The organism is Pedobacter sp. BG31 (assembly GCF_042464845.1).
GTDB lineage: Bacteria > Bacteroidota > Bacteroidia > Sphingobacteriales > Sphingobacteriaceae > Pedobacter > Pedobacter suwonensis.
In genome coordinates this window covers 140665-160232 of record NZ_JBHNZK010000012.1, presented here as the reverse complement: position 1 = coordinate 160232, position 19568 = coordinate 140665, and the positions used below count along the sequence as shown (strand labels likewise).

Sequence of the window (19568 nt, the reverse complement as noted above, 5' to 3'; positions counted from 1 at the left end):
GAAGGGTTTTTTAATGCCTGTTTAAGGTTAAAGCAGATGATTGTTATTTAAGGTATTAATTATCAGTTATTTAAGTGTGTGTTCTCTTTTCTGGTATAAGAGTTGGCTACTGGCCTGTAAAATCATTACAATCATGACAATATTATTTTTCTTAATCCTGGTGCTGCTCTGCTGGGCTACTTACAAATCAATAAACTGGTTCGAAAAAATCTAACACTATGATCGCATTATTTATGATCGCCGTCGCCGTATTTATCTATATGATTTACGTGCTGATCAAACCCGAAAAATTTTAATCCTTCCTCCGTCAATGGAGATTTAACAAATTAAAAAATGAATACTGAATTAACAGGCATTATAGCCACATTTCTGCTCACCCTGGTTATTGCTATACCTCTAGGTAAATACCTGGCCAAGGTTTTTGCAGGAGAAAAAGTCTGGACAGATTTTTTGAAACCAGTTGAAGCTGGTATTTACAAGCTTTCCGGAATCAATATCAAAGAACAGATGAACTGGAAACAGCAGTTGAAAGCACTGCTTACCATTAATGTCTTATGGTTGTTCTATGGATTTTTTGTACTTATCTTTCAGGATAAACTTCCGTTCAACCCGGATGGGAATCCTGGAATGGCGCCTGATCTGGCTTTTAACACCATTATCAGCTTTGTTGCCAACTGTAATCTACAACATTATTCTGGCGAGAGTGGCGTAAGTTACCTTACCCAGCAATACGTGTTGATGTTTCTTCAGTTTGTAAGTGCGGCAACAGGTATTGCTGCTGCAGTGGTGCTTTTTAAAGCATTTAGAGATAAAACAACAACCGAGCTTGGTAATTTCTGGGAATTTTTTGTGAAATCCATTACACGTTTATTGCTGCCATTATCTTTTATAATGGCTTTGATCTTAACCTTTAATGGTACACCAGCCAGTTATGATGGGAAAGATAAATTCATTTCATTGCAAGGCGATACCGTTAATGTTTCGAGGGGACCAGCTGCTCAAATGATCGCTATTAAACATTTAGGTACAAATGGCGGAGGTTATTTTGGAGCCAATTCGGCACATCCTTTCGAAAACCCGAGTTATTTTACCAATATGGTCGAGCTTATTGCACAGGTTATTATTCCGATTGCCATGGTAATTGCCTTCGGTTATTTTATCCGCAGGAAAAAACTGGCCTGGACCATTTTTGGGGTGATGACCATTGGTTTATTTATGCTGCTGCTTCCTATGCTTAGTTCAGAACTAGGCGGGAATCCAGCCTTAGCCAAAATAGGTATTTCACAAACAACCGGGGCTATGGAAGGTAAAGAAGTGCGCTTCGGTCCGGCTGCCTCTGCCTATTGGGCAACCGTAACTACCATTATTTCTACAGGTTCCGTAAACAGCATGCACGATAGTACCATGCCAATGTCGGGTACCTGGCAGTTATTGGGGATGATGATCAACTCATTCTACGGAGGTTGTGGTGTTGGTTTATTAAATTACTTCATTTACCTGATTGTTGCCGTGTTTATTTCAGGCCTGATGGTGGGCAGAACGCCGGAGTTTCTGGGCCATAAGGTAGAAGCCAGAGAAATCAAAATTGCAGCCATTATTACTTTGTTGAGTCCGTTTTTAATCCTTGCCGGAACTGCAATCGCAAGTTATATATTCACCAATTATGGCAATGCTGCATGGGCTGTTCAGCCTAAAAACTGGCTCAATAATCCTGGTTTCCATGGCTTCTCTGAAATGCTGTATGAAATGACTTCATCTAATGCCAACAACGGTTCCGGATTTGAGGGGCTGGGAGATAATAATATATTCTGGAATCTATCTACCGGTATAGTGATCTTCCTGGGGCGTTTCCTGCCAATTATCGGTCCGGTTGCCATCGCTGGATTACTGGGGGCCAAAAAATTTATTCCTGAATCGGCCGGTACACTTAAAACAGATACCAAAACCTTTGCACTGATGACTTTTGCGGTAATCATTGTTTTAAACGCACTTTCTTATTTCCCTGCCCTGGCTTTAGGTCCACTGGCAGAATACTTTACCATGCTTAAATAATTGAAAGTTGTCACATTGAGTCTGTCGAAATGATTTATCAAAGATCCTTCGACAAGCTCAGGATGACAAACCAAACTATAATCTGTGAAATCAATAAAATCTGTGATATCACATAACAAATAAAAAAAATGAAACCCAATAATAAATTGTTCGAACCTGCCTTGGTGCAGACCGCGCTAAAACAATCTTTTATCAAGCTTGATCCACGGGTGATGGTAAGGAACCCCGTCATGTTTACCGTTGAAATCGGAACGCTGATCATGGCTTATGTTACGGTATACTCTTTCAGCCATACCGGACAAGGATCGCCCTTATACAACTTCTTCATCTTTTTAGTTTTATTGCTTACCGTTTTGTTTGCAAACTTCGCTGAAGCCATTGCAGAGGCAAGAGGTAAGGCACAGGCCGACAGCCTTCGTAAAACAAGAGAAGAAACACCAGCAAAAGTGCTTCTGGACAATGGAACGATCGAAATCCGTTCTTCTAACCAGTTAAAAAAAGGTGATGTATTTATATGTGAAGCAGGCGATACGATTCCAACGGATGGAGAGATTATTGAAGGTATTGCTACTATTGATGAATCGGCCATTACGGGTGAGTCTGCTCCGGTCATCCGCGAATCAGGAGGTGATAAGTCTTCGGTAACCGGTGGAACAAAAGTTTTATCTGATGAGATTAAAGTTCAGGTAAGTACAGCTCCGGGAGAAAGTTTTTTAGATAAGATGATTGCTTTGGTTGAAGGTGCATCACGTCAGAAAACACCAAATGAGATTGCTTTAACTATTCTGCTGGCCAGTTTTACACTGGTATTCATCATTGTATGCGTAACCCTGAAACCTTTTGCTGATTATGCCAATACACCGATCACCATTGCCGCGTTGATTTCGCTTTTTGTATGCCTGATCCCAACTACTATCGGCGGACTTTTATCTGCCATTGGTATTGCCGGAATGGACAGGGCCTTAAGGGCAAACGTAATTACCAAATCGGGTAAAGCGGTTGAAACAGCAGGCGATATTGATGTATTGCTATTAGACAAAACCGGAACCATTACCATCGGTAACCGTAAAGCCACCAATTTTTATCCAACTGCAGGCGTAAACATTAAAGCTTTTACAGATGCCTGTGTATTAAGTTCTTTGGCAGATGAAACTCCTGAGGGAAAATCAATCATTGAACTGGCCGCCGAACAGGGTGTTCAATCTACCGGAACGCCAGAAGGATCTGTTTTTATCAAATTTACTGCTGAAACCCGTTCGAGCGGACTAGATACTGCCGATGGTAAAAGGATCAGAAAAGGTGCTTTTGATTCGATCAGGAACATGGTGCAAAAAGCCGGAAATCATTTTCCTTCTGATATTGAAAACCATGTAAAAACCATAGCCACCAATGGAGGTACACCTTTAGTGGTAGCTGAAAATGAAAAAGCCCTTGGCGTAATTGAATTACAGGATATTATTAAACCCGGCATCAGCGAACGTTTTGAACGCTTAAGGAAAATGGGGGTAAAAACAGTGATGGTAACCGGAGATAACCCGTTGACCGCTAAATACATTGCAGATAAAGCGGGTGTGGATGATTTTATTGCTGAGGCCAAACCTGAGGATAAAATGAATTACATTAAAGATGAACAAACCCTTGGTAAGCTGGTAGCGATGATGGGAGATGGTACCAATGATGCGCCTGCTTTGGCACAGGCCGATGTGGGTGTTGCCATGAACAGCGGAACACAAGCCGCGAAAGAAGCTGGTAACATGGTTGATTTGGATAACGATCCGACCAAACTGATTGAGATTGTAGAAATCGGTAAACAATTGTTGATTACCCGCGGTACATTAACCACTTTTTCCATTGCAAATGATGTGGCCAAGTATTTTGCCATTGTTCCGGCCCTGTTTATCGCTTCAATTCCGGCGCTGCAAAGTCTGAATATTATGGGCTTGCATTCGCCAGAATCGGCAATCATGTCGGCGGTGATTTTTAACGCCATCATTATCCCGATCCTGATCCCATTGGCTTTAAAAGGTGTGGCTTATAAACCCATCGGCGCAACTGCTTTATTACGCAGAAACCTGTTTATATACGGTATTGGTGGGGTAGTAGCCCCGTTTATCGGGATTAAAATAATTGATTTATTGGTTGGCCTGTTTGTATAAATGTCATTCTGAGCGCAGCGAAGAATCTTAACGGAGAGGCGCTTTAATATTCCCATCCGATAGCTATCGGATCAGGTTGGGAATGACAAACGGAGTAAAAAATTTAAAAAATAAAAAGATGAAAAAGTACATCATTCAATCTATCCGCTTAACATTAGTACTATTGGTATTGTTGTGCGTTATATATCCCATTAGTGTAGCCTTTATTGGCAAAATGTCTAAAGGAAATGGTGGTGGAGAAAAAATCACCAAAAATGGTAAAACAGTAGGTTATGCCTTATTGGGCCAGTCGTTTACTAAACCGCAATATTTCTGGGGAAGGCCATCGGCTGTGGCCTATAATGCAGCGGGTTCTGCAGGTTCTAACAAAGGACCATCAAATCCTGATTATTTAAAAGAAGTGCAATCCCGTATTGATACTTTATTGAAATATAACCCTGGTATCAAAAAATCTGATATCCCCGCCGATATGGTTACTGCATCAGGAAGCGGACTTGACCCAAATATTTCGGAACAAGGCGCTGCGATTCAGGTTAACAGGGTTGCTGCGGCACGTAAAATCGATGTGAAAAAGGTAAAAGAACTGGTGGCCATGAATACACTGAAACCATTTATGGGGGTATTTGGCCCGTCGTCAGTAAATGTGTTAAAATTAAATCTTGCCCTTGATGCGCTTTAGTTTTTATATCGTCTCGACTGTAGCGGAGAGATCTAAAATCACTCGTTTAAAGATCTCTCCATTCCACTGCGTTCCAGTCGAGATGACGGCGGTTTATTAACAAACAATTTCAAAAAACAATAACAACGGTAATGCATTAAGGCCTGGTGTCAAAGAAATCTGGGCCTTAGGCTTTGCCCAATATAAAACAATCAGATAAATGAAAAAATTACTATTACTTGCTGCTACACTCACTACAGGATTTATTGCAAAAGCACAGGAAGAACCTAAAATTAAAGTAAGCGGTTATCTTGAAGCTTATTACGGATATGATTTTAACAAACCTGCAGACCATAACCGTCCTGGTTTTATATATTCGCATAACCGCGCAAACGAAGTAAACCTGAACCTGGGTTTCATCAAAGCTGCTTATGACAACGGAATGATCAGGGCTAATTTAGCTGTTATGGCCGGAACTTATACAAATGCCAACCTGGCTGCCGAGCCTGGGGTTTTAAAAAATATATTGGAGGCCAATGCCGGGATAAAATTATCCAAAACAGAAAATCTTTGGGTCGATGCCGGAGTCTTTTCGTCGCACATTGGTTTCGAAAGCGCAGTTTCAAAAGATTGTTGGGTGCTGACCAGAAATATTTCTTCAGAAAATACACCTTACTATGAATCGGGTGCAAAAATTACCTATGGTACCAAAGATGGTAAATTTACGGCTAGCGCACTATACCTGAACGGATGGCAGCGCATTAGCCGCCAGAATGGAAACAATAAACCTGCCGGTGGACTTCAGCTTACCTGGAAACCTACAGATAAAATTACAGTAAACTATAGTAATTATCTTGGAACGGAAGGTGTTGATTCAGTTCGGGTTAATCGGTTTTACCACAACCTTTATGGCATCTTCCAGCTAACCGATAAATTTGGCATCACCCTTGGATTTGATTATGGTACGCAACAAAAGCAAAAAGGCAGCAGTGATAAAAATGAAGTCATTTCTCCGGTAGCTATTGCACAATACAAGTTTGCACCAAAATGGGCCATTGCCGGAAGGTTTGAATATTATGAGGATAAAAACGGCATTTTTATTCCAACTGGCACGCCACAGGGTTTTAAAACCAAAGGTTATTCTTTAAATCTTGATTATTCGCCAATAGCCAATGCTGTTGTAAGGCTGGAGGGAAAAGCCTATGATAGCAAAGACAAAATATTTGCAAGAGAAGGTGCTGCGGTTAACGGCAATGCAAGTTTAACGGCAAGTATTGCGGTATCGTTTTAGCATACCAAAGCTTTCGTCATTTCGAGCGGAGCAAAGCGGAGTCGAGAAATCTTTCGATACAGATCTCTCCATTCCGTTGCACTTCAGTCGAGATGACGTTCATTTTCGAAAAAAATAAAAGCATGCATCCCTACATAGAAATCATATTCAGCCTGTTTTTAGCGTTCTTAGGAATATTCATGATGTGGAAATTAAATTCTTTAAAAAGACAGGGCAGGTGCAAAAAAAGAAGTTATGCCACAGAAAAGTATTTCAAACTGCTTTATAATAAGATTTCTTTTAGGTTTATAATCTTATTATTTACGTTGGCTATGATCATAGTCATTACGACATTAATAGAAAAAGGAATCATGAATGTTAGCTGGTAAAGATTGTGGAAGAAGAACAAAAAGAAGAATCGGTCAGGCATTTTTTAGACCTGGTTAAAAAATCCAGGCGCGGAAAGCTTAAAATCTATATTGGCATGAGTGCTGGTGTGGGTAAAACTTACCGAATGCTCCAGGAATCGCATGCCTTGCTTCGAAATGGTGTAGATGTCTGTATCGGTTATGTGGAAACCCATAAAAGGGCGGAAACCGAAGCACTTGTTGCAGGCTTGCCGATTATTCCAAGACGGAAAATCTTTTATCGGGGCAAGGAAATAGAGGAAATGGATCTCAGGGGGATCCTGAACCGCCATCCCGAAATTGTGATTGTGGACGAACTCGCCCATACCAATGTTGAGGGCAGTAAAAACACTAAACGCTGGCAGGATGTTTTCGATCTGCTCGAAGCGGGGATCAGCGTTATTTCTGCAGTAAACATTCAGCACCTGGAAAGTATTAATGAAGAAATTGAGCAGATTACTGGTATTGCCATTACCGAACGGATCCCGGATAAGATATTAGAAATTGCCGATGAAATCGTAAATATCGACCTTACTGCTGACGAATTGGTTACCCGCCTTAAAGAAGGCAAAATTTATGAGCAGTCAAAAATTGAAAGAGCGTTAGCTAACTTTTTTCAGTCTGATAAAATCCTTCAATTGCGCGAACTGGCTTTAAAAGAAGTAGTGCATCAGGTAGAACGGAAAATCCAGACTGAAATTCCCAAATCGATTAAGCTCAGGCCCGAACGTTTTTTGGCCTGTATTTCATCTAATGCCGAAACTGCGGGAATAGTGATCCGCAAAACAGCAAGACTGGCTTCCTATTACCGATCGCCATGGATGGTATTGTATGTGCAGCGCGAGAACGAAAGTATGGAGCGCATTAAATTGGACAAGCAGCGCCATTTGATCAACCATTTTAAACTGGCTACCGAACTGGGTGCCGAAGTCATTAAAATTAAAAGTAACGCCATTACCGAAACCATCATTGATGTTGCTACTGAAAAGGAAATTACAACGATATGTATCGGTAAGCCCCATCTTAATATTTTTCAGGTAATTTTACGTACACCGGTATTTAACGGACTGTTAAAAAATCTGGCCATGAAGGATATTGATCTGGTGATTTTATCATGAAAAATTTACTCCATGTCTTAAGATTAGCTTCCAGTTTATAAAATCGTAAGGCGCAGAAACTTTATAGCTGCCTAATTACCGTTTGCCTGGTATCTTGTTTGATATTAGACCGGTTGATTCTAGAAAATACCTTTATTTAAATAAAATTTTATTTTATGAGTGCATTCTGCCGTGTGGCACGGTAGTTTTTTCGCAGCTGTGGTTGTTTTCAGGATTCCATCAGTATACATTAAATTGCTGGATTTGGTCTTGAAGATTTCAGGCCGCTAATCGGCTTATCATCAGCTTTATCTTACTCTTGTCGTATATCCACAGTTCTACTTTTCTCAAATTTATCAAAACTATATCTTTTGTGTGGGGTTAAAATAATAGGACCTATGAAAAGCGATATGGAAAGAAATGATACGAAAACACGTCTGATTAATGAGATTACCACTACAGGTTTACAAAGTGCAGCAAAGAAATTAGGGGCTCCGGCAAGTAAAAGACAGATCAGGAAAGGTGTTTCTAAAAACATCAGTTTAATAGATGAGCTGTTGCGTCTTGCTTTAATTAAAAACAAAGATGCATCAAAACAAGTGCAGCGCAATATTGAGTTTGTTGGCCTTGGAATAATAGCTGCGCACACTTTTTACAAGGGTTTTAAAAAGAAAAAACCCTTGTGGATTTATGAAGGTATTTTCTTAACGGCGGCACTTGGCGGCGTGTTATTGGCTACGCAACTTAAAACAGCAAAAATGATGATTAATGAGTAACATCGTTTTATTCAATAGTTTTAAAACAGGAAAAAGGACATAAGCAAATGTGGTGAAAATGTATAAATTGCAATTGTCTTTGATCTACCTATATTCTATAAGGCTTGAATCACCTCCCTTAATCTATAAAACATAAGTTGCTACTGCCATAAGGCTGTCATCATATTTCCTAAATTTGCAATGCGGTTAAATTAATCTGAATTCCTGCTAAAGGGCAAACAGATTAAATTAGCTGTGAAATTTAAACTGCATTTTTAAGGAATGGATATTACCAAAAGATTTGACCGGATATTACAGCTGTTTTTTCTTTTACAATCTAAATCTGTAGTTACTGCGGAAGAATTACAAAAACGGTTCGAAATCAGTTTGAGGACGATTTATAGGGATTTAAAGGCCCTGGAGATGGCCGGAATACCGATCGTAAACGAACCGGGAAGTGGTTATTCGATTATGGAAGGTTTTAGGTTACAGCCATCCAGGTTTAGCCAGGAAGAAATTCTCAGTTTAATGGTTGCTGAAAAAGTGATGCAGAAACATGAAACAGAATTTGTTAAAAAACATTTTGATGCCGCACTCATCAAAATAAAAAGCTCTTTCCAGGTGCATCAAAAAAAAGATTTTCTGCATTTAGAAGATACCGTACATCTTAAAAATGATTTTAAATCCAATGATTACCTGCCCAACATTATCGATGTATTGCTCAATAGCACGTTAAAAAAGAAGATAACCCGCATCGATTACCTCAAAAGTAGTGATGTTTATCCCGTTGGCAGATCTGTAGAACCTATAGGTATATTTTATGAACATGGTTTCTGGTATCTTTTGGCCTATTGCCATTTAAGGAAAGATTACCGAAATTTTAGGTTGGACAGGATTAAAAAAGTTTCGGTACTTGAAGAAAATCTTACCATTTCACACCCGCCAATTCATGAGTTCCGCGATAAAGGATTGTCTGAAAACAAAACGAAAATCGAACTCAGGGTAGATCGGAAGTACGCCCACTACCTATACTGGGACCGCCAGATTTTCGGATTCAGGGAAGAGGAAATTTCGGATGATTTTGTGTTGATGTATTTCGATTGTTCCCTCTCTGTTGTTTCTTTTGTACGATGGTTTATTAAATTCGTTGATGTAGCTGAAATTATAGAGCCAGCCCATTTAAATCATGAACTGGTAGAAATCATGGAATCTGGTTTAAAAAGGATAAAAAACAAAGGGGCTATCTTATAAATTATAATTCGCTTGGAATTTGTCACGTTGAGCCTGTCGAAACACTTTATCAGAAATCTAAAAGAAGTCCTTCGACAAGCTCAGGATGACAATTTTATATCATAATACAGTTTTTTATTTAATAACCTGAACTTGATAATTCTTTAATTAAAATACTGCCTTATAAACGACTCGTCTCCGACCGATTCGTCATGCTGAACTTGTTTTACAAGTAGAAATAATATTTTCAATGGTCTTGTAGCTACTCCGTGGTCAGCATCTTTTTAGCGGGAAAGACCCTGAAATGAATTCAGGGTGACGGCATCTTAATTAAAGAGTCGATATAAGCTACAGAGAGGCAATATTATTAATCGAACTCAGGTTAATACCTATCCCAGAAAAATGGAGGCTCAATACCTAATGCCCTCAAATAAACAAAGCCCTGCCCACGGTGGTGTATTTCGTTATCGATGAAATATAAGAGGTGACTAATGATGGTAAACTCATACATTCCAAACAATTTTATGGTGTCGTGAAGCTGTTCTTCATCTATTTGATTAAAGTATGCTACAATTTTGGTAGTATCCTCATCCCATTTCGTTAGTAACTCTTCTTTGGTATGCAACGGAAGATCATGACTAAAAGGTGAAGTTTCTCCCGTTACCATTTCCTTTAAACCCGGAACATCAATCGATAGCAATTCTTTAATCAATGCTGAAAATGGTCTCATTCCACCGATTGAGAATTCGAATAATTCTTTTTCCGGAAATTTTTCAATGGTTTTTCGGGTTAGCTTTCGGTGACCTAACCAGTGTTGTAGTAATTCGCTTTTGGTAATCATAACTGCTGACATTTTGTTATATTATTTAATAGAACAAAATTAAAACCAGCCTATGACAACTGCCTGTCACTCAAAAAAGATTAAATATTTCATTTTTAATTTCTTTTTTGTTGCCCCGGAGCAAATGGTCTGGCCGATTTGGAAGCGGTACCTTTTTTAGCCTGCCCCGGCGGCACTTTTCCGCTGTTGCCGGCTGTTCTTGTGCTATAACAGGCACTGGAAAGCAGCATTACCGATAAGGTTACCATAAGATATATCTTTTTCATAATCATACTAGAGCGATAACTGTGCCAAATGGAGGTTTTCCCTCCGATTAGTAGTGTTAAGCTTGTTGAAACTATACAGAGCGGTAGCTACCACTAAACCCTCATTATGAGTTTAAAGCTTTCAGGACATGATCAGGATATGCGGTTTAATTCTCCATCTATTTCAGTCCTCTTTCTTTTAAAAGGTTTTCTAATTCGCTGTTATTATATTTAGAATTATTAACCAGTTTATAGATGAAAAACAAAGGGATGAGTGTTAAAAAGCCTAATGTATTTTTTGCCACGCTAAAAAATATAATGCCAGCCAGAAACCCTATTAACAATGCATTCATCACGGCTGCCGACTTCTTTTTCTTTGCTTCCTGCAGTAATTCCTGGTCCGTTAATTCTGATAGTTTTTTCGTTTCCATTTTGGTGAGTTAGTACGTTTTTTAGTTAATGATTCCGGTCAATATGCCAAATATAAATAATTGGTGCCACAAGCATCCTGATTTGCGTTTTAAAAAATTGGGAAATCACCTATCCGAAAACGTAATTTTAAAACTGTACCTAACGTTACGGCTTTTGGTAACGAGATTCAAAGAATGATACTCAGGTTATGCAAACTTTTTTCGTAACCAGTTACGGACTGGTTCATCATACCACTTTAAAGTGGCATAGGCTAAAGCAACACTTCCTATTAAAATGATTAAAGCATATGGCCAGGCCTTTATAATGGTAATGCCATTATGGTTACTGATCCAGGCCACATAAAAATAAACCAAAGGATAATGCACCAAATAAAGCGGGTAGGATAGATCACCCAGAAATTTGCATATCTTGTACTCCGATTTTGTTTGCAATACGCCGCTGGCACCAATGTACACAATAAGTGGAAAAACGATGATGATACATATCGACTCATATAACCCATTCATCCAAAGATGCTGAGCGCCACCAATGCGGGGCATATAAAGTATCAGTGCAATTAATAAGCTGCACCATAAAAAAGCATTTTTAATTTTGGCAGGCTTCGCAACGCGGGAAAGCAATAAACCTGCAAAGAAAGGGTACATGGTCCGGGTAAAACCAATACGTACCTGTTCTACGTTTAATGTCCAGCCACCACTTACATCTCCATTGGTAATGGCCAGATGGGCCAATGCAATGGCTGCGATCACTACTAAGATGCTTAATGCTGTTTTTGAAAATTTGCTGATCCATACCGCATAAAGAATATTGGCTACGTATTCAAAAAATAACGACCAGCCTACACTGTTCATCGGATGCATTTCTTGCCAGCCACGTATGTCAAGTGATAGTGGTATGGGCAGAATGGTATAACCGATCAGCAATACCAGTAACATCTTCCACAGCGGTACGGTATGAATGAGCGGCCATATGGCAGAGTCTGTAAAATAGAATCCGATAGCGCCAAGGGTCATACCCAAAATGACCATGGGTTGCAGACGTACGATACGGCGCTTGAAAAAACTGCCGACACTCATTTTATTCCATCTGTCGTCATAAGCATAACCCATCACAAAACCCGATAACAAAAAGAAAAAATCTACCGCAAGATAGCCGTGGTTCACCAGGATGTCAAGGTGGCCAGTTCCAAGCGGTTCGGTTAAATGAAAGGTAACAACGATTATAGCAGCAATACCCCGCAGACCATCCAGTATAGGGTAGTGCGGCTTGGTAATTAACTCATTACCCGGTTTAATATTCATGTAAAGGCTTTAAAAAAAGGTAAGCCATAAAAATAGCCAACATTCCTTGCCACATCACTTTGCATCTATAATGATACGTAACGTATGTAGTCAATGAAGAGATTATCATTTTTAACGATCAAAACAGGATGTAGATAATAAAACCAGCTTTGTAAATTAAAAACTTAAATCATTACATTTGCCCTTGGTGAAAAACTTTGTATTCCTTTTTTCTCTTTATTTGATCCTTCTGGGCCTAATGCCCTGCCAGGACAAGGAAGACATGGTTTCAAAGTTTCAAACCGAAAGCATGGTACAAAGTGGTCATACTAAAGCTGAACATGCACATGGAGAAGCCTGTCCGCCAATCTGTAGCTGTGCCTGCTGCTCGGTCGGTCAGCACTTTCCTTCAGATAAGCCTACCAACCTTATCATTCCTGCATTCCGGAAACCATACCCAATTTTCAAATGCTCAGCATTGAAGAAGCAACCCATCGATATCTGGCAACCGCCTAAACTCGTTTAATCAATTTATCTTATTGCTGTCCGTGAAAAGACAGTTCTTTACCTGCATATTTTGTGCTACACAGCGCAATAATGCCCTGCTATTTATTGATTTTTGATTTAAACAACCATGTTGAACAGAATAATACAGTTCTCCATCAGGCAAAAACTGCTGGTGGGAATTTTGATGCTGGCGCTCATTGCCTGGGGAATCTACTCCCTGAGGCAACTTCCTATAGATGCGCTTCCGGATATTACCAATAACCAGGTCCAGATTATTACTTCGTCTCCAAGCAATGGCGCAGAAGATATCGAGCGTTTTGTAACCTATCCGGTAGAGCAGACCATGGCCACTATTCCTGGAATAGAAGAAGTCCGTTCCTTTAGCCGGTTCGGTCTTTCAGTTGTAACGGTCGTGTTCAAAGAAAATATAGAAATTTACTGGGCCCGTCAGCAAGTGAGCGAAAGGCTTACTGAAGTAGAAAGAGCTATTCCAAAGGGGATCGGCACACCAGAAATTGCACCTTTAACTACCGGGCTTGGAGAGATTTACCAATATGTTATCCACCCTAAAAAAGGATATGAAAAGAAATACGATGCCACCGAGCTTCGCACCATTCAAGACTGGATTGTTCGCCGCCAGCTTTTGGGTGTGGAGGGTATAGCAGATGTGAGCAGCTTTGGCGGCTACCTTAAGCAGTACGAGATTGCCATTAATCCGGATAAACTCAGAAGTATGAATATCTCCATTAGCGACATTTTTAAGGCGCTTGAGAAAAACAACCAGAATACCGGCGGATCATACATTGATAAAAAGCCTAATGCCTATTTTATCCGTAGCGAGGGACTGATCAACAGTATAGACGATATTGAGAATATTGTGGTAAGGACAAATGAAAACAGTACCCCTGTGCTGATCAGAAATGTAGCTGAAGTGAGGATCGGAGCGGCCACCAGATATGGTGCCATGACCAGGAACGATCAGGGTGAGGTAGTAGGCGCGGTAGTGATGATGTTAAAGGGCGCCAACTCATCAAAGGTTATCAAAAACGTAAAAACCCGGATGGATCAGATAGCCAAAAATCTTCCGGAGGGGGTTGTCATTGAGCCATTCCTTGATCGTACCAAATTGGTAAACAGTGCCATTGGCACAGTAACCAAAAACCTGGCAGAAGGTGCATTAATTGTAATTTTTGTATTGGTACTGCTTTTAGGGAATTTCCGCGCCGGATTGATTGTGGCTTCGGTGATTCCGCTTGCCATGCTTTTTGCCATCTGTTTGATGAACCTTTTTGGCGTCAGTGGAAACCTGATGAGCCTGGGTGCGATAGACTTTGGACTCATTGTAGATGGCGCGGTTATTATTGTAGAAGCCTCACTTCATCATCTTGGGCTTCGCCAAAACAAAAACAAGTTAAGCCAGCAGGAAATGGACACAGAAATTTTTGAATCTGCTTCCAAAATCCGTAACAGTGCCGCTTTTGGCGAAATCATTATCCTGATTGTTTATCTCCCGATTTTGGCTCTGGTAGGCATAGAAGGTAAAATGTTCAGGCCAATGGCACAAACAGTAGCCTTTGCTATTTTAGGTGCTTTTATCTTATCGTTAACTTATGTACCGATGATGAGTGCACTTTTTCTAAGTAAAACCATCAATACCAAACGAAATATTTCAGACCGCATCATGTCTTTTTTTCAACGCGTATATACGCCGATGCTCAACTTTGCATTGCGGGCAAAAGTGGCAGTTGTGGGCATTGCAGTTGGACTATTTGTGCTTGGTCTGGTCATTTTCAATTACCTGGGGGCCGAATTTATTCCTACATTGGAAGAGGGCGATTTTGCCGTAGAAACCAGGGTGCTTACCGGAAGCAGCCTTTCGCAAACCATTGAAGCCTCTACGCGTGCAGCGAAAGTATTAAAGGCAAATTTTCCGGAGGTAAAGGAGGTTATCGGAAAGATTGGCTCCAGCGAAATTCCTACCGACCCGATGCCGGTAGAAGCCTGTGACCTGATTATTATCCTCAAAGATAAGCGCGATTGGACAACTGCTTCAACGAGAGATGAACTGGCAGAAAAAATGCAAAGCAAGCTCGAACAGTATATCCCGGGAGTTACTTTCGGTTTCCAACAGCCTATACAAATGCGTTTTAATGAACTTATGACTGGCGCAAGGCAAGATGTGGTAATCAAAATTTACGGAGAAGATTTTTCCAAGCTCAGTACCTACGCAGCGCAGGTTGGTGCTATAGCCGGGAAAATAAAAGGGGCACAGGATATTTATGTGGAACAGGCTTCGGGACTTCCACAGGTGATCATCAAATTTCATAGAGAAAAGATTGCACAGTTCGGATTGAATATTGAAGATGTGAATACGGCTATCCGTTCGGGATTTGCGGGAGAAGTGGCTGGTTTGGTATTTGAAGGCGAAAAACGGTTCGATATGGTTGTCCGCCTCGAAAAAGAAAACAGGCAGTCGCTTGATGACGTGAAAAATCTGTTTGTTACAGCACCTAATGGCAACCAGATTCCGCTGGAACAACTGGCCGATATCCAGTATAAGGAAGGACCTAACCAGATTCAGCGCGATGATGCAAAGCGACGGATTACCGTAGGTTTTAATGTGCGGGGAAGGGATGTAGAAAGTATCGTAAAGGAAATTCAGCAAAAGGTTGATGCAGAAGTTAAGTTTTCACCAGGATATTACCCCACCTTTGGCGGTACGTTCGAGAACCTGCAGGCAGCCAATAAAAGATTAAGTGTTGCCGTGCCGCTGGCCTTATTGCTCATCTTACTGTTGCTTTATCTTACTTTTTCATCCATTAAACATGCACTTTTAATTTTTACTGCCATCCCTTTATCGGCTATTGGTGGTGTATTTGCCCTTTGGGCACGTGGTATGCCCTTTAGTATCTCTGCAGGCATAGGCTTTATAGCGCTATTTGGTGTTGCGGTACTTAATGGCATTGTACTTATCAGTGAATTTAACAGATTAAAAAAAGAAGGAATGAAAGATATACAGGAAATTATCAGAAAAGGAACCTCGGTTAGGCTGCGCCCGGTTATTATGACGGCCCTTGTAGCCTCTCTGGGTTTTCTTCCAATGGCCATCTCTGGCGGAAGCGGTGCTGAAGTGCAGCGACCGCTAGCTACGGTTGTTATCGGCGGACTAATCTCTGCAACACTGCTAACCCTTTTGGTACTTCCGGTGCTTTATATCTGGATTGAAAAAATGGGCAGTAACAAAGTAAAAATATCACCGATAGCAGGCATTATTGTCGTATTTATTGTGTTTTTTGGATTGCCGCCTGCTAAGGCGCAAACGGTGTTAACCCTTAAACAGGTCGTATCTGCAGCGCTGGAAAACAACCGGATAATAAACGGGGCTAACCTTGATGTAGCCTTGCAACAGACACTTAGAAAAGGCACTTTCGAACTGCCTAAAACGGAAATATCCATGCTTTACGGCCAATACAATAGCCTGGTTAAAAACGATAACAACATTACCGTTTCTCAGACCATTCCTTTTCCAACGCTTTTCGCGGCAAGTGCAGCGTTGGGTAATGAACGGATCAAAGCAGGCCAGCTTCGGGTGGCTTCCAGTAAAAACGAACTTGTATTTCAGGTGAAAACGGTTTATACCAATCTTCAGTATCTGTATTCAAAGGAGAAACTACTGTATGAGCAGGATAGCATTTATAAGGGTTTTTTAAAATCGGCGTCGCTCAAGTATAAAACAGGTGAGGGTAATCTGCTTGAAAAGGTTGCTGCGGAAACACAGCTTAAGGACGTACAGAGCCTGCTCGACCAAAATGGATCTGATATTGAAATTTATAAAGCGCAGCTTGCTACGCTTCTTGGTGGGGGTAGTCTACCCTCAATTGCCGACAGGTTTTTAACAGAAACACCCGAAATTTTTATCGGAGACACCGCGCTTCTACATGAAAATCCTGCCATAGCCTATTTCAGACAGCAGGTTGTAATCGCCGAAAAGCAACGCAAAGTAGAATTGGCAAAAGCGTTACCCGACTTTACACTTGGTTATTTCAACCAATCGCTAACCGGTTTTCATAAAGTTGATGGAAATGATGTTTTCTTTGGTCGCGACAAACGTTTTCAGGGCTTTCAGATAGGCCTTTCCGTTCCTTTATTTTATAGAGCTTATGCCGTAAAGGCAAAGGCCGCATCAATTAATAAAAATATTGCCTCGAACGATCTGGAACTTCAGCAACGAAAATTGACGGGCCAATATCAACAGGCTTTAAGCGAATACCTGAAAAACAGGAAACGTTACGACTATTTTGTCACTTCAGCCTTAGCCAATGCTGCCTTAATATTAAAAAACAGCCGCATTGCTTATCAAAACGGAGAAATAGGCTATTCGGAATACCTGATAAACCTTAAACAGGCAAATGGTATTTACGAAGGCCGGCTGATGGCCTTGCTCCAGTTAAGCCAGAGCATCAATCAAATTGAATTTTTAACCGGTAACCACCAATCATTTTAAACATAAATATCATGAGATCCATATATAAATTTCTTATCCTGGCGTCCTTTCCGTTTTATTTGGCTGGCTGTAGTCGTCAAAGCGCAGAAAAAGAACCTGAAAAAGAAACAGTTCATGAAAAGAGCGATATTGTAACGCTTACCCCGGAACAGCAAAAGCTATCCGAAATTACCCTTGGCGAAATTGAGCTGAAAGAATTAAGTGGAACAACAAAAGTAAACGGCATGCTCGACCTCCCTCCACAAAGCCTGGTATCAATATCTACACCGCTGGAAGGAATTTTGAAAAGCACCAATATGTTGCAGGGAAAACGCGTAGCCAAAGGGGCGCTCGTAGCGGTTATGCAAAATCCGGAATTTATTCAGATGCAACAGGATTACCTGGATTATAAAAGCCAGCTACAGTTCCTGAAAGAGGAGTTAGACCGCCAGGAAGAATTGGCAAAGGAAAATGTAAATTCTAAAAAAGCATTGCAGAAAGCAAGAAGCGAATACCAAAGTGTGAGTGCAAGGTTGCTGGGGCAACGGTCAAAACTCTCCCTGATGGATATTAGTTTTTCGGCATTGGAGAAAGGACAGATTCAAAAAACCTTTAATTTATATACCCCAATTGCGGGCTATGTTACGCAGGTTAATACCAATATAGGTGCCTTTGTGAGTACAACCGATGTGATGTTTAAAATTGCCGATACCGAACACCTGCATGCTGAACTTACCGTGTTTGAAAAAGATGTACCCAAGCTTAAACTGGGACAGAAGGTTCGCTTTGTACTCGCTAACGAAGAAAAAGAACGTATGGCCACGGTTTACCTCATTGGTAGGGAAATTAGCAAAGAGCGTACCGTACAAATCCACTGTCACCTGGATCAGGAAGATACGCAATTGCTTCCGGGCATGTATCTTAAAGCCTATGTAGAAAGCGGCGTGAGCAAGGTTGAAGCATTACCCGATGCGGCAATTGTTGAATTTGAAGGTAAAAAGTTCGTCTTTATCGAACAGCCACCTAGCAGAAGTAATAAAACTTATCGCTACAGGATGATGGAAGTAAAAACAGGTGTCGCCGAAAATGGTTATACCCAAATTTCTTTTGCAGAACAGATTGATAATGCGAAAGTAGTGGTCAAGGGCGCTTATGATTTGTTAAGTAAGGTAAAAAATACCGAAGAGGAAGAGGAACATTAAATTGAAACCAAAAAAATGCTTTTTTTATTAAGATGTTTTATGTTGAATAAATTTTGGCTTAGTTGAGTCTGGAGACTCAACACTATTCCTGCTCCGTAGAGTCGCTTTGCTTAACTCTACGGAGAGATGGGATGTGTTGTCAACTATAACAAGTATGGACACTAAAATTCTATTGAAATCAAATATAGTCTTGGAAAAAGCATCCATTTAATGAACGATTTTTCTACGTCAAACAAGAAAATCAAATTGTTTTATTAAGAATAAACAACTTTCCCGACGAGCCACTTTTTCTTTAATAAATGGATTAGATATTCTGGATATTGAAGATAGACCAGATGGTTGGGATATAGAATGGTAAGAACTAATAGGTTTACCAGAAATCAATAAGTTGCAAAAAGCTAAAAAATGAGGAGTTAAATTAATCGAAAGCTAAAAAACAGCCTTAATTATTAAGTCTATTATTTTTAGTGGTTTGTTTGTAGTTGAGAATGGAGACTCAATACTATTAATATTCCGTAGACGCTTTACTTAACTCTACGGAGAGGTGGGGTTATGATAAAATAGATGCAGATTGATAGTGCTCATAGTTAGTAAAGTTTTTTTAAATCATCAAAAAACCTTTTTTTATTTCCTTTAGTTTCTGGACGTGTAAAAAGATCAGGATTTTGAATAACTTTTAAAATTACTTTTCTGGTTAGAATATCTAGGGCTTTACTTATGGAGACAAAATGATTCGCCTCCTTTTTCATAAGGTCATCATGTATATATCTTGACCTAATATTATAGGCGATTTTTAATAATTCTTTGTTGGTAGTTTTAATTTCTTTATCACCAATCTGGTCTTAGCGTCTCGCTAAGACCTAAAATGTGACTACATAGCAAAGTCCAGCAATTTAAAAATTCAATGTACACCGATTGAGTTTCATTCGAGGTAGTGGTATTTTACATTTGCG

Annotated in this window: 14 protein-coding genes; 10 read left to right on the top strand and 4 right to left on the bottom strand. The window is 40.2% G+C overall.

The features are described from left to right. The first annotated feature begins 218 nt into the window (after window positions 1-218). From ACFE6N_RS15395 to ACFE6N_RS15360, 8 genes are all read left to right on the top strand, one after another. Complete coding sequence (locus ACFE6N_RS15395) at window positions 219-296, top strand: potassium-transporting ATPase subunit F (protein ID WP_090988330.1); 78 nt, start codon at window positions 219-221, stop codon at window positions 294-296. A gap of 37 nt (window positions 297-333) precedes the next feature. Then, window positions 334-2052, top strand: coding sequence for a potassium-transporting ATPase subunit KdpA (kdpA, locus tag ACFE6N_RS15390; protein WP_378937850.1), 1719 nt, complete (start codon window positions 334-336; stop codon window positions 2050-2052). A gap of 128 nt (window positions 2053-2180) precedes the next feature. Further along, the gene (gene kdpB / locus ACFE6N_RS15385) at window positions 2181-4208 is read left to right on the top strand and encodes a potassium-transporting ATPase subunit KdpB (RefSeq protein WP_378937848.1); all 2028 of its coding nucleotides are present in this window, start codon (window positions 2181-2183) and stop codon (window positions 4206-4208) included. A gap of 118 nt (window positions 4209-4326) precedes the next feature. Continuing rightward, entirely contained in the window at window positions 4327-4887 is a 561-nt protein-coding gene (locus ACFE6N_RS15380) for a K(+)-transporting ATPase subunit C (protein WP_378937846.1), read from the top strand. Window positions 4888-5086: 199 nt separating this feature from the next. Continuing rightward, the gene (locus tag ACFE6N_RS15375) at window positions 5087-6157 is read left to right on the top strand and encodes a porin (protein WP_378937844.1); all 1071 of its coding nucleotides are present in this window, start codon (window positions 5087-5089) and stop codon (window positions 6155-6157) included. A gap of 373 nt (window positions 6158-6530) precedes the next feature. After that, entirely contained in the window at window positions 6531-7661 is a 1131-nt protein-coding gene (locus ACFE6N_RS15370; protein ID WP_378937841.1) for a sensor protein KdpD, read from the top strand. Window positions 7662-8038: 377 nt separating this feature from the next. Then, window positions 8039-8416, top strand: coding sequence for a hypothetical protein (locus tag ACFE6N_RS15365; RefSeq protein ID WP_378937839.1), 378 nt, complete (start codon window positions 8039-8041; stop codon window positions 8414-8416). A 261-nt stretch (window positions 8417-8677) separates the two neighbouring features. After that, complete coding sequence (locus tag ACFE6N_RS15360; protein WP_378937837.1) at window positions 8678-9646, top strand: helix-turn-helix transcriptional regulator; 969 nt, start codon at window positions 8678-8680, stop codon at window positions 9644-9646. Window positions 9647-10007: 361 nt separating this feature from the next. On the opposite strand, the gene ACFE6N_RS15355 is transcribed toward ACFE6N_RS15360, so the two are convergent. The 4 genes from ACFE6N_RS15355 to ACFE6N_RS15340 form a co-directional block, all read right to left on the bottom strand. Further along, window positions 10008-10478, bottom strand: a complete 471-nt coding sequence (locus tag ACFE6N_RS15355) for a DinB family protein (RefSeq protein WP_378937835.1) — start codon at window positions 10476-10478, stop codon at window positions 10008-10010. A gap of 83 nt (window positions 10479-10561) precedes the next feature. After that, window positions 10562-10732, bottom strand: a complete 171-nt coding sequence (locus ACFE6N_RS15350; protein ID WP_378937833.1) for a quinol oxidase subunit 4 — start codon at window positions 10730-10732, stop codon at window positions 10562-10564. A gap of 158 nt (window positions 10733-10890) precedes the next feature. Continuing rightward, on the bottom strand, window positions 10891-11142 hold the full coding sequence (locus ACFE6N_RS15345) for a hypothetical protein (RefSeq protein ID WP_378937830.1): 252 nt from the start codon (window positions 11140-11142) through the stop codon (window positions 10891-10893). 186 nt (window positions 11143-11328) lie between these two features. Then, the gene (locus ACFE6N_RS15340) at window positions 11329-12444 is read right to left on the bottom strand and encodes an acyltransferase family protein (protein ID WP_378937828.1); all 1116 of its coding nucleotides are present in this window, start codon (window positions 12442-12444) and stop codon (window positions 11329-11331) included. 613 nt (window positions 12445-13057) lie between these two features. On the opposite strand from ACFE6N_RS15340, the gene ACFE6N_RS15335 reads away from it, so the two are divergent. Next, window positions 13058-17434: a CusA/CzcA family heavy metal efflux RND transporter gene (locus ACFE6N_RS15335; protein WP_378937826.1), complete on the top strand. Its 4377-nt coding sequence runs from the start codon at window positions 13058-13060 to the stop codon at window positions 17432-17434. Between the two features lie 11 nt (window positions 17435-17445). Continuing rightward, window positions 17446-18615: an efflux RND transporter periplasmic adaptor subunit gene (locus tag ACFE6N_RS15330; protein ID WP_378937824.1), complete on the top strand. Its 1170-nt coding sequence runs from the start codon at window positions 17446-17448 to the stop codon at window positions 18613-18615. Window positions 18616-19568 lie beyond the last annotated feature (953 nt).

Bases quoted from the DNA above. Each gene is read 5' to 3' on its own strand.
- ACFE6N_RS15380 (WP_378937846.1), top strand. From the start codon at position 4,327: ATGAAAAAGTACATCATTCAATCTATCCGCTTAACATTAGTACTATTG.
- ACFE6N_RS15395 (WP_090988330.1), top strand. From the start codon at position 219: ATGATCGCATTATTTATGATCGCCGTCGCCGTATTTATCTATATGATT.
- ACFE6N_RS15350 (WP_378937833.1), bottom strand. From the start codon at position 10,732: ATGAAAAAGATATATCTTATGGTAACCTTATCGGTAATGCTGCTTTCC.
- kdpA (WP_378937850.1), top strand. From the start codon at position 334: ATGAATACTGAATTAACAGGCATTATAGCCACATTTCTGCTCACCCTG.
- ACFE6N_RS15340 (WP_378937828.1), bottom strand. From the start codon at position 12,444: ATGAATATTAAACCGGGTAATGAGTTAATTACCAAGCCGCACTACCCT.
- ACFE6N_RS15335 (WP_378937826.1), top strand. From the start codon at position 13,058: ATGTTGAACAGAATAATACAGTTCTCCATCAGGCAAAAACTGCTGGTG.
- ACFE6N_RS15360 (WP_378937837.1), top strand. From the start codon at position 8,678: ATGGATATTACCAAAAGATTTGACCGGATATTACAGCTGTTTTTTCTT.
- ACFE6N_RS15375 (WP_378937844.1), top strand. From the start codon at position 5,087: ATGAAAAAATTACTATTACTTGCTGCTACACTCACTACAGGATTTATT.
- ACFE6N_RS15330 (WP_378937824.1), top strand. From the start codon at position 17,446: ATGAGATCCATATATAAATTTCTTATCCTGGCGTCCTTTCCGTTTTAT.
- ACFE6N_RS15345 (WP_378937830.1), bottom strand. From the start codon at position 11,142: ATGGAAACGAAAAAACTATCAGAATTAACGGACCAGGAATTACTGCAG.
- kdpB (WP_378937848.1), top strand. From the start codon at position 2,181: ATGAAACCCAATAATAAATTGTTCGAACCTGCCTTGGTGCAGACCGCG.
- ACFE6N_RS15355 (WP_378937835.1), bottom strand. From the start codon at position 10,478: ATGTCAGCAGTTATGATTACCAAAAGCGAATTACTACAACACTGGTTA.
- ACFE6N_RS15365 (WP_378937839.1), top strand. From the start codon at position 8,039: ATGAAAAGCGATATGGAAAGAAATGATACGAAAACACGTCTGATTAAT.